The following is an 11,944-nucleotide window of genomic DNA, read 5'->3' on the forward strand; positions in this document are numbered from 1 at the left end:
ATCGTTCGTTGATTCGGCAGTTGCTTACGGATGGAGTAGCGACGAGGAACCACGACAGCTATCCCGAACTGAACTCACCAAGGCCGATTGCTCGTGGTCCAGCAGCTCAATGACATGGGGATCGTCGTTGCCGGAGTTGTTGACTCGCGACGAAATCTCGTCGGCGTCTACGTCTTTAACCAGCACGGAGTGGTTCGGAGTGGGTTGTTGGTTATTTTGAGGCTCACGAGGTCGAACCCCCACACCCCGTGTGCGATATGAAATCGGGAGGAGAGTGGGAGGGGGTGGTCGAAGAGATAGACAACGAAACACCAGAAATCCGCGATTTCATGGAAAAGAAATCTCAAAGACAGTAATATTAAGCTGACTACATCTTATGGAAATCTTTACATAGCTACCCTGTCAACTAGATCCGTACTGGTACTAGAGTCGGTCGAAATGGAATAGTATATCTCGTGACATAACAACTCTCAATTGTTCCTTTGCTTTTTCGTGGGTTGACGGTCTTTGCCGGTCCTGTGTCTTCTCGTGGGTTCTCCGGGCGAATACCAAGTTCCTCAGATGATTCATCCCCGTTCCCCCTCTCGCTAAATTCATATCGCACACGGGGTGTGGGGGTAGCTTAGTGACGAGATCCCATCTCACTCAGGATAGCCGAGAGATATTCTTGGTACTATCCGGCCCGAGACTACGTCTGATATTTCATCTTGCACACGGGGGGTGCCTCCGCCGAGTTCTTTTGACTCGCCTTGACATCAACAGCTGTTTGATGAATTATTCGGGATTTCATATCGCACACGGGGGGTGACTACGACCAATTGATTTCGCCCGCGGTTACCCAATCTCATCTACTACCCTCGCCTAAATGCACTCTACCTCTTGAATTCGGATGATTTAACCTCGCACACGGTATCAATATTTATTTATAGTTTCGCCCTAACTGCGCAAACATGCCTGACGGCGACGATCAAAAATCCCTCTCACAATCTATTAAAGGCCGTCTTCAGGAGGGCGTTCAGAACTCTGTCTTTCGAGATAAGGGACTTCTCGACCCGGATGCCGTCATCGATGAGGACCGGATTGTCGGTCGCGATGACCAACTGGACGACATTATCACCTACCTACGACCGGCACTACAGGGGAATCGACCACCCAATATGCTCCTCTATGGGCCGTCGGGAACCGGCAAGTCACTCATCATCAATGCGGTCTGTCAGCAGGTTCTCGAACTCGCGACCTCGCAAGGAGATCGGTTCGGTGTCATCAAAATCAACTGCCAGACGATCAAATCCCACGATCGGGCTGTCTATCGACTTGTGAAGAACGCGGCTGAAGAAGCTGGCGTCGACGTCGGCGTCCCAGAGAGTGGGATTTCGACTGACCAGAAGCTTGATCGATTCTACGAGATTTTGAGCAACAACTTCGACTCAGTTATCATCATTCTCGACGAGGTCGACCTCCTAGTGGGTCGGCAACGTGATCCGAACGATGAGCCGGCGTATTCGAAACTGCTCTACCAACTGTCGCGAGCCTCCCAGCTTGGTCGCATCGAGGGGCACGTATCCGTTGCTGCGCTTACGAATGACCCCCGGTTCATGGAGGATCTCGACGGCCGGGCAGAGAGTTCGTTCAATCCGCAGGACGTCGTCTTTCCCGACTACGATGCGAACCAACTGCAGGCGATTCTCGAACGCCGTCGCGACGCGTACCAAGACAACGTCCTTGAGGACGGAATTATTCCGATCAGTGCCGCATTTGCTGCTCAGGATCATGGTGACGCACGGAAAGCAATCGATCTGTTCCGAAAGGCGGGTGAAATCGCCGACCGAGCTGAAGAAGATACGGTCCGTGAAGCGCATGTTCGCGATGCTCAGAAAGAGGCCGAACGGGACCGAACGCTAACGCAGATGCAGGGATTATCAACGCAGAAGAAACTCTCACTTTACGCCACCGCGATTGTTCCTGTTTACTCGCAGCGAAATTTGAATGCCGTCCCCAGTACGGTTGCCTACCGAGTGTACCAGTATCTCACCGACATTCTAGATGCTGCTGAAAAATCGCGCGACTCCTATTTGCGATATATGAATGAGGCTGAAACCTATAATTTCGTCACGTCTGAGAAACGTGGGCGCGGCTACGGCAGTGGTGTCCACAAGGAGTACACATTTGTCGACGATCCGGAAGTGGTCGCCGAGACACTCCAGACTGACTTCCGACTTGAGGGTGCTGAACACGAGGAAGATCTTGTCAAATCTGTTGTCAACGCGCAGATAGACGATTTCTTCGATGGGAACTAACACGAAGAGACGCCGACGGCGGCATCAAATTCGTTTCGCACACAGGGGGTGGCCTCGGTGAGCGTATTATTAGAATGACTAAGTATGTATGACAACAGCACGCAAGATTTCATTTCGCACACGGGGGGTCTCCCCTAGACTCATCAGTCAATTCATCTCTCACACGGGGTCCACGCGGAAAGCGACCAAAATCATATCGCACACGGGGAGCCCTACCTCAACTCCGTCGGCGAATTCACTTCGCACACGGGGGGTGTGATCCGACGAAATAACAACAGTTGTCGTCTTATTCGTCCGGGTTGACCGGCCCTTTATATTTGGAGATTACCTTATCCTCTTCCTGCCACTGCCAGTAATAGTAGCGGTTGTCGTTGATCTCCTTGATCGTGACTGTGGCTTTCGGCGGGACGTTGTCCGGAAGCTCATCCTGCCGCTCGTCAACCTCGTCGGGACGGCTGTTGTCCGTGACCCACGCTGCGGTGTACTTGGTAGTCTCGAAGGTGGGTTCCTCCGTGGACGCCTCCGCCGTGGTCGTCTCGCTGGATTCCACGATGGCTCGTGTCTCATTGGCCAACCGGGCGTGGTCGGCTTCTTCACCCACACGCTTCTCGTAGCCGGCGAGGCCCTCACCAGTGCGTCGGTCAACGAGCTCTGGAATTGGCTCCTTGTCCGACTGGTCTGCTTCGGGGAGATGCGCCAGACCGAGGCTTTCAGCCACTTCCGCGTCCGATTTGATTTCGTACTCACTATGGTCCAGTTCCTCGGTTTTACTCCTCTTGTGGTATCGTTTACCGGCGCTCAGAGTTGACGACATGGGGGTGTGTGCGGCGACATTGACGACATGGGAGTGGTCCACGATATGGACGACCCAAAGTTCTGATTTCAATCTGGCTCGTTTACTGCCCTGCTTTTGCCTTTCTATGAAACTAACCTAATGACTGTTCTATTGATCCGATTCTATGGCTTCACTGCAGTCATCTTTGGCTGGCCCAATTATGCTAAATATATCACCACCAGACACCGTCAATATTAGCTCTTTAATTACCGTAATATCTGACATAGTATCTGGGATTTCTGAGGCTGAACGAATAGTTAACAAGACTACTAGTTGATGTACTAATACGTATTCCACTTAGCATTAGGATTCATGCGGTTCGAAAATTAAGGCATTGCCGAGTAAGACTACTTATCACAATCTAGAACCCTTCATCTTGTTCACAAGTTTTTTGATAGTCCCACTGTCAATACGTGCTGGCGAATTCAGAATAGGATTCACCAACTGTGTAAGAAAGGTAACACAACAACGGTAGCGGATTACCGGTGGGGCATCGGTGGGCAAGCAAGACCGCAAAACCAGAGACATCTATGTCAACGCAAACCAACGCACCGAACGCATCGAACACACAACCAACACTCTACACGCACGCAAAGCGGCGATTCGCTGACGCGTGGCTCACGCCCGGCGTGCGACAGGCGACCCAACTGCTGCTGATCCTCACGCTATTTGCTGGCTCGGCGATGGGCCAGACCGACGTCGGGAACATCTACTGTGACACTGCTGTCGAGGACGGCGTCAACGTCGTCTTTGGCGCACTGGCTGGTCTTGGCCTGCCAGCGACGATGGTGTTCGTCGGTCGCAGTGGCCTGTCGTATATGCGGGCTTCTGGCAACCCGAACCAGCAAAACGAGGCTCGCCGGGACCTTATCCTCTCGCTGGTCGGCCTCGGCGTCGTCGTGCTGGCAATCGTGGCTCCAGAGCTTATCACGAAGTTCGGGGACAACGTCGGCTTTGGCTTCTCGGACTGCGTGACGCCATTCTGAAGATACGATGCCATCATTCCGCTCACTGCTGATGATCGCGGCCCTTTGCTCGCTGCTCTCGACAGCCGCAGCTGCGGGGCCTGCGTCCGCCGCTGGCAGCGGCCCGGTCCAGATTGAGCGGGGGACGGCACACGCTCTCGCCGACGCGAGCCACGGTGGCGTGGGGGTACTCCAACAAAACGCCACCGCACCGAATGGCTCCAGCGGCGAGGGAACGGAAGCAAACGACACTGACAACAACGAATCCAGCGTCCAAGACCCAGCAGGCAACGAGACAGCAACCAATGGAACCGAAGGCAACGAGTCTGCCGACCAGGGACCAGCGGCGAACCAGACAGAGGTGAACAGGTCCGTCGAACTCGGAGCAAGGCAGAACCTCAGCGCGAAAGTCTCGTGCTACGAGAACGCCTCGAACCCGCCGGCCAATGCCTCTGTCGGGGACAACGCGACAGCGGGTGTCCTGCCCCCGAACCGGTCCTACAACCACAACCACACGTTCTTCCGTGCGCTGTGGTCTGGCGACCCCGATCATCCGAATCTCACACGGGCTGACCGGGCCGGGGCTGAGAACGGCACGCTGGCCGTCCTCCCCTCATGCACGGGAGATATGGTTTCTCGCGAGCCATCGAACACAACACTGTGGAACCGGCCCGAACATGACTCGTTCCGGACTGGCATCGAGAACGCCTCGTATCCAGTAAACGTCACGGACACTCGCTCTGGCATCTGGATTCGTGACGCCTATGTCGCGTTCTTCAGCATCGAGCCGTCGACGGTCGTCCACGAAAAGTCGGGTACGGAGCGTCTGGTCCGTCCGAACGGGACCGTGCGTGCCATTCACGACTACCGGGTATTCATCTCGGAGTTCTTCGAGGACGACTTCCGAGTAGTGAACACGTCGACGAACACGACGCTGTACGCCAACGGCACTGCGATGGACAACAGCACTGCCGCCCAGCCCACGCTCAACTACACCGATATCAACGGAACCACGGAACTCCAGTTGGTCACGACGATCTCGACGAATCTCTCGGAGATTGGCGATGACGAGATTGACGAGTACGAACTGACGGTCACGGACTCACGGACAGTCCAGGTGGAAAACCTCTCCGAGCGGGAGATGGTCGTCGAACCCGGCGTCGTGCCGAACGGCAGAGGGGCCACGACCGACGACTATCGGATCGGGACCGTAATCCCCGGCAGCTGGCAGAGCGTCCAGTTCGATGGCGGATACGAGGTCCAGAGCAAGTGGCGGTTCTATACTCGCTCACCGCCGGGCTGGGCGAACTGGTCGGAGAACACGACCACGCCAGTACGACCGCTCGAAACCCATGCTGTCCGAACCACGGAAGGCCCGGCAGTCACGGTCAACCGCGTCCAAAATGATAGTTCCGACGGCTGGCGGTTCGTGCCCTCACTGGAAGCGACGTATCCGGCGAACGCGACAGAGAACACGATGTCGAACGCGACCAACAGGACGACGCTCCCGCCGGAGATCCGGATCAACCGTTCGGAGACGTTCACCACGGCAGATCGGTTTACGATTCGGAGTGCGGAACAACTCCGGACAGAGAACTTCGAGATCAACGGACTGGTTCGCGGGAACAGCATCGAACAGCCAGCGGACTCGACGAACCCGACGCTAATCCGCGAGGTCAATATCACCTCGGAGGTCGTCAACTCGACCGACAACTCGACAGACGTGCTGGTCCGGGTCGAACCGACGGCTGGCTTCCCGATTGCGGCAGGGAACGTTACCGTCGCAACGGGTCAGTCCCGAGTCGAACGGTCACTGTCTGGCGATGATGAGATTACGGTCACCGTCGACCAGGGTGAGGTCTCCTCTGCGATAGTCACGTATCGCCCGGCTCAGATCTGGTGGGAGCAAGGGCGTGCTGTCCCGGTACGAGACACCCAAGAGCGGGTCGCGTATGAACTCGATCTCCCAGACCCTGCGGAGTTCATCGACCTCGCTGTAGTGACGCTCCTGACGTTGTTGCCGGCTGTGCTGGCGCTGTATGGCTACGATGTCTGGACGAGAGGCAAATTTGTTGGTTGGTATAATCCATGACAAAGCAAGATATACCACGAAATAGCAGTATCGACCGCAGAACAGTGCTTGGACTCCTTAGCGGGAGCCTTGCTGCGCTTGCAGGCTGCAGTGGCGGGCTGTCTGATAGCAGTGACGGAGGTGACGGAAGCGCCGGCCCGCCAGAAGAGCAGTCCGACTACATCGAAGAGACGAAAATTAAGGTGGTGAGAAATAATGAACTGGCCTTAGAAGTTGCCGTAACTGATGACATCGACCCGTCATCGGTCAGTATCATCACAGAATCCGGTCGGGAGTTCTCCAGCGATTACTTCAGCTCCGGCGAAACCCGGACCAGCCTATTGCTAACGGAAGGAGATGATAACAACGAGCCATTGCCCCGGGGCCAGCACACGCTCTATTTCCGTGGGGATGGTGTCGAAACTGAAATTCCACTTGAATTGGGCACTACGTTCGAACTTGAGAAAGTCGTTCCTGCCACTGAACATCCAGACGTTCGTGAAGGCCTCGGCCACTTGGTGGTGGTTGTCAGGAATGTGGGTGAGCGAACCGGTGCAGCTACCCGCGCATTAATGAACGGGAAAGAAAAAGAGGACGTGTTTGTCCCGGTAGAGCCTGGTGAAACCAATGTCGTCAGATATTTTTCCCTCATTGAAGATACCGTCTCTTCTTGTCCGAAAGCTGATGAGAGCGCTAAAAGAGATGAGCAATTAACCGTTGAATTCCTTTGGAGCGATCCAGTCACATTCACTCAGACGATCAGCTATGAAAATTCATCTGGATGCGAGCGGACTCTGATTGGGACTCCTGAAGAAGTCACTGCTACCTCAGTAGAGACAGAGACGGAGACGGAGACGTAGCAATGCAGTCGGGATTTGCTGGGGATATCGTGAAGGAAATCGCTGAGAGGCTGATTAGACAACTCTCATCGGCAATCGCATCCGGCCTCAGTGGCTTCCTTGATGACCTCAGAACGGACATAGTCGAGTATTTGGAGGGGGTTTTTCAGGCTCTTATTGACCCGATGGTAGGGACACCCGCCCCCGAAGGACCGAATTCATCGGCCCCAGTTGACATTGCGTTCGAATCTGCGAGTAATGCCCCGTGGAACTCGCTAATATCGGGCATCTACTTCGATGGAATCGTTGGGTTGGCACTCGGGCTGCAGTTCATCGTCTTGGCAATGATTGGAGTTCGATACGGGTCGATGAACCCGGTCATTCGGAAGAAGCTCCTACGCCGACTTGGGGTTGCCTTCCTCTCACTGTTCTTTTGGCTTCCGGTAGCCTCACTGGGGACTCAGTTCTTCAATGCCATCGGTCGCGAGATTTACAAATCCGGTCAATCAACGACTGAAGTCGCCGCACTAATCAGCTCAGCCCAGCAGATTGCGGATCTCAGTCTGGGGATATTCCTCGTCCTCATCGTTGTCGGACTGTACGTCTACCTCAAGGCGGCGTTCATCTTCATCACTCGGTGGCTGCTGGTCTTCCTGCTGACCCTCTCGATGCCGCTGGTTGCGACGTTCTGGGCAGTCGAAGTCTGGCCGCTGAACCGCTTCTCGGGGCTGGCGAAACAGGTCGCCGGCGCATATCCCGGAGTCCTCGCTGCGGGTATCCCGCCTGCGATCCTGATCCGCATGAGCTTCGAGGCGACAAACTGGGGACTGGCTTCTGAGCTGTCGCTGTTTATCAGCCTCGTGACGCTGTACTTGGCGGCAAAATCTCAGAAGGTCCTCATCCAGCGCAGTAGCCGCGTGGCAATCCAAGTCAGCGAACAGGCACTCGCCGGCGGCAAAAAGCCACTCAAGATCGGTGCGGCGGCTGGTGGTGCAGCGGCGACAGCCGGCGCTGGCGCGGTCGGTGGCCCCGGCGCAGCAATGGCGACGGGTGGCACGATTCGAGCTGCCTCAGGCGCTGCAAAAGGACGTGTCGGCAGTGCTGCTACGGGTGCCCAAATGGTCCACCGCCAGATGGCAGCCAACCCCGCTGGCATGAAGAGGGGTTCTAGCGGCGGCCCCACCGGTTCCGGTGGCGGCAGTAGTCCCAACGGCTCCGGAGGTGGCGGCAACAGTGGCTCCGGCGGCGGTGGCTCAGGCGGCTCCGCTCCACCCTCTGGTGGCGGCAGTGGCAGCAGCGGGTCTGGTGGCTCACCACCCTCTGGCGGCGGGAGCGGGTCCGGTGGAAGTCCCCTCAACAGCAGGTTCACCAACGGTGGTTCGTCCGGCTCGTCTGGCGACTCCGAGAGTGACGACACCCCGATTAGTGAACGCCAGACGAAGATGGAGCCCCAAACCAAGATGGAGCGCCAGACGCAGATCAACTCCAGCGATACCAGAGTGTTCGAGTCTGACTCAGACCCGCCGTTCTCGGATGGGAAACCCGACGAAAACGGGACCGATACCGACTCTGGCGGGTCCGAGTCGTATGACTCGCTGCAGGACGTGTTTGCGACTGATGACGATGTATTAGGGCCGGATGTGTACCGCGACGGCCTGCCTCACAAGGAGGATGACGACTAATGGCTGACTCACAAGAAGAGTACAACACGAACATCATCCACGAATCTCTCGGAGATTCGACCAACTTCTGGGGCGACTACACGCTGGGGGAACTCATCCTGTTCCTCATCCCGCCGTTTGGCTTCCTCGTCGCGATGGGGATGCCGTTCGTGCCGGCGGCGCTGTTCTTCCCCACGTTGGCTCTCACAGCAGTCGTGGAAGTGTTCCTCTACATCCTGCACAAAGTCCGGCCAGATCACTATCGCCTGACTGAGTGGCTGCGGGTCAAACTGTTCTGGCTCGTCAAAAAGAAGCAGTACACTCACGGCCAGGGGAATCAGGACACTCGGCAGGTCACGCGATTAGAGCGGGTTATGCCCCACGGCATTGAGCGCGTCGACGGAGCGTACGTCGGCGCGGTCGAGGTCGAGCCCGCCAATATGTCGCTGCAGGACGACGAGAAATGGGAGAAAGCCGTCAAGTCACTCACACGCCTGTCTGAATCCCTGACTGGGCGGGCGAAACTCCACGTCACGACGGCCGAAGTCGACAACGAGTCCCACATCCAAGCGCATATCGACCGACTCGACGACCCCGACGCAGAGAGTCATTCGATCTTCCGGGGCGTCCTCATGGAGTTCGTCAACCGCTACACCGACGACAGCGGCAACGTTGAGACTGAGACTGAACTCCAGCGCAAGTACTACATCGTCGTTTGGGTCACTGACGATGACATTCACGACCTCCAAATGAACAGCGACTCCATCGCGGATTACCTGACTGGGATACCGGTCATTGGGCGGCTGTTCACTCGATTCGACAGTGACACGCTCACTGACGCCGAGCGAGAGGAGTTCAAGGCGAAGAAACTCCACGACCGGCTCGAAACCGTCGACAGAGCAGTCAACAATATGTTCCGGTGTCGTAGCCGGTCGGTCAGCCCACATGAGCTGGCGCACTTGACCGAGGACTACTGGGCCTGTGAAACGCGGTCAGAACGCGAGTACGAAGAGGCGGCCTCCGTCTCTCCGGTGACGTACTCGGCACGGGAACTCATCAAGCACGGCGAGGGCGCTGCAGCCCACGACGCTGCGGAGGGCATGGACACCGACGACGTCGGTGGGACCGACTACGAGGTCGACGAGACCGACTTCGTCTCCCAGTTGCATCGACCGGGAGAGAACCACCGGTCACTGGTCGCGCCGACGGATATCGAATGGGAAGCCGACCACGCCCTCATCGACCAAGAGACGTACACCCGGTGCTTCTGGATCGAGACGTATCCCGAGCATCCCACGAGTGGAATGCTAGAGCAACTGCTGCTGGATACGGACCTCGCTGTGGATGTCTCAATCCACATCGACCCATACGACGCTGATACAGCAGTGTCGGTGATGAAGGAGTGGATTTCCTCGCTGAAGATGCTGCAAAACGACAAGGGAGAGCTTGAAGCGGAGGATATCGAACAGGAGGTCAACCAGGCAAAGTACATCCGGCAGATGGTTCGGCGCAACCACACGTCGCTGTTCCGTGTCGGGGCGTTCATCCGGCTGACTGCGGAGACCGAAGAAGACCTCCGGAAGCAAACGAACCGGCTCGAAACGCTGCTGCGAGACTCGCCATCGAACTGTGGAGTCAAGCGAACGACCCGCCGGCAGGAAGCAGGACTGGTGACTGTCTCGCCGATCGGGGCCAACGAACTGGGCCAGAATCGGCTTTCTTCGATGACCGGGGAAGCGCTCGGGTCGCTGTTCCCGTTCTCGTCGAACTACCTGCGGATGGAGGACGGCATCGAGTACGGACTGCACGGCCACAACGACTCCTCGCTGCTGATCGACCCGTGGGAACTGGAAACCGGCCACTCGGAGCTGGTGACTGGAATGCCCGGCGGCGGGAAGACCCACGGTACGCAGGCTCGGGCGATGCGGATGCTGAAAAAGCGGTCGGACGTCAAGCAGATCTACATCGACCCGGTCGGGGATATGCACGGCAGCGCGAAGATGCTGGATGCAAAGACGATCACAATCAGCGGCGAGACGCCGTTGAACCCGTGCGAGATGCATCCGACGCCTCAGCATGTCCTTGAACAGTCCCCGGATATGCAGCCCGTCTCCGCAAAGAAAGACGAAGTGTACGGGGTCATCGAGAACTTCCTGCAATCGCGGGATGTCGATCTGGAGATGCACAGCGGCCTGATCACGTTCCTGATCGACACGATATTCACTGAATCGGATATCGACCCAGCGGACCCGTCGACGCACACGCCGGAGAACTCGCCGGACCTGAGTGACTTCCTCGAAGTGGTCGACCGTCTCCAAGAAGAGCCGGGAATGTTCCCGGGAGCGACAACGGAATCGTCCCAGCAGAAAATCCAGCAGTACGCAAACGAGCTCTCGATTGCACTGCATCCGTTCCGCCCGGGGAGTACGTTCGGCAACCTCTCGAAAGAGTCGGACTTGCGGCTGATCGACGACAGCAGCAAGGCCGTCTATCTGGATCTTCAGCAGGTCGAAGGCTCGGGGAGTGGCCTCGGCAAGCAGTCGTTCATCATGCAGTTGCTGTTGTCGACACTGTACCAGCAGGCCAAGAATATGCAGCAAAAGGTCGAGATCATCATCGACGAAGCTCACTACCTGTTCAACGACGACGCAAATCTGGAGTCGCTGAACCAGATTGCTCGGCACCAGCGCCACGCCGGACTGCGACTGGTGATGCTGTCCCAGACGCTCTCTGAGTTCGAGGACAAGGGAGCCGCTGAGGAAATCGCAGGAATGTGCCCGATCAAGGTGCATCACCGCGAGCCAGAGCTAGGCGACGAGACGGCAACAAGCGCTGGACTGACGGATGAACAGCAGTCCTACATCCAGCACGCCGAAGCCGGCAAGGAGTCACTTGGTGACGGACAGGGCTACTCGCAAGCACTGGTTCGTGTCGACGAGCACGGAGACTACCCGCTGACGATCAAGACGTCGTGGGAAGAGAAGCAGATCATTGACCTCGACGCTGATGCGGAAGATGCGCTCGACGTTGTTGCTCACGAGGCTGACTTTCACGCTGCTGATTTCGAAGAGTTCGTACGCTCGAAGGCAGTCGAGCAAGAGCTAGCGAATCGTGGATTGTCCCCGGAGAAGGCTGAACACGTCTTCAACGGACTCAGCGAAGACGAGTTGGTGGATGTGGTGTCTGTAGCGCTTGACCAGACACAGCCAGAAGCAGTTGTCGCTGACGGTGGTATCGAGGCAGAGACTGATGCGGAGTTTGACACTACGGAGTAAT

Annotated in this window: 7 protein-coding genes; 6 read left to right on the top strand and 1 reads right to left on the bottom strand. The window is 56.8% G+C overall.

Features of this window, described 5'->3' with window-relative positions:
• Nucleotides 1-950 precede the first annotated feature (950 nt).
• Nucleotides 951-2,297 carry an orc1/cdc6 family replication initiation protein gene (locus DVK01_RS18195; protein WP_121537941.1) on the top strand — a complete coding sequence of 449 codons (1,347 nt, stop codon included), beginning with the start codon at nt 951-953 and terminating at the stop codon, nt 2,295-2,297.
• Between the two features lie 286 nt (nt 2,298-2,583).
• Here DVK01_RS18195 and DVK01_RS22360 read toward each other — a convergent pair whose 3' ends face one another.
• A complete protein-coding gene (locus DVK01_RS22360) occupies nt 2,584-3,153 on the bottom strand; it encodes a hypothetical protein (RefSeq protein ID WP_199722375.1) in 570 nt (189 codons plus the stop codon).
• Between the two features lie 509 nt (nt 3,154-3,662).
• On the opposite strand from DVK01_RS22360, the gene DVK01_RS18205 reads away from it, so the two are divergent.
• The 5 genes from DVK01_RS18205 to DVK01_RS18225 are packed head-to-tail and all read left to right on the top strand — an operon-like array spanning nt 3,663 to nt 11,943.
• Nucleotides 3,663-4,118, top strand: coding sequence for a pilin (locus DVK01_RS18205; RefSeq protein ID WP_121537943.1), 456 nt, complete (start codon nt 3,663-3,665; stop codon nt 4,116-4,118).
• Between the two features lie 7 nt (nt 4,119-4,125).
• The gene (locus tag DVK01_RS18210; protein ID WP_121537945.1) at nt 4,126-6,189 is read left to right on the top strand and encodes a hypothetical protein; all 2,064 of its coding nucleotides are present in this window, start codon (nt 4,126-4,128) and stop codon (nt 6,187-6,189) included.
• Nucleotides 6,186-7,028, top strand: a complete 843-nt coding sequence (locus DVK01_RS18215) for a hypothetical protein (RefSeq protein WP_121537947.1) — start codon at nt 6,186-6,188, stop codon at nt 7,026-7,028. The genes DVK01_RS18210 and DVK01_RS18215 overlap by 4 nt, the downstream gene beginning before the upstream one ends.
• A 2-nt stretch (nt 7,029-7,030) precedes the next feature.
• Entirely contained in the window at nt 7,031-8,689 is a 1,659-nt protein-coding gene (locus DVK01_RS18220; RefSeq protein ID WP_121537949.1) for a hypothetical protein, read from the top strand.
• Nucleotides 8,689-11,943 carry a VirB4 family type IV secretion system protein gene (locus DVK01_RS18225; protein WP_121537951.1) on the top strand — a complete coding sequence of 1,085 codons (3,255 nt, stop codon included), beginning with the start codon at nt 8,689-8,691 and terminating at the stop codon, nt 11,941-11,943. Before DVK01_RS18220 ends, DVK01_RS18225 begins: the two co-directional genes overlap by 1 nt.
• The last annotated feature ends 1 nt before the right edge of the window (nt 11,944 follow it).

This window comes from Haloarcula sp. Atlit-120R (genome assembly GCF_003665885.1).
Classification (GTDB): Archaea; Halobacteriota; Halobacteria; order Halobacteriales; family Haloarculaceae; genus Haloarcula; species Haloarcula taiwanensis.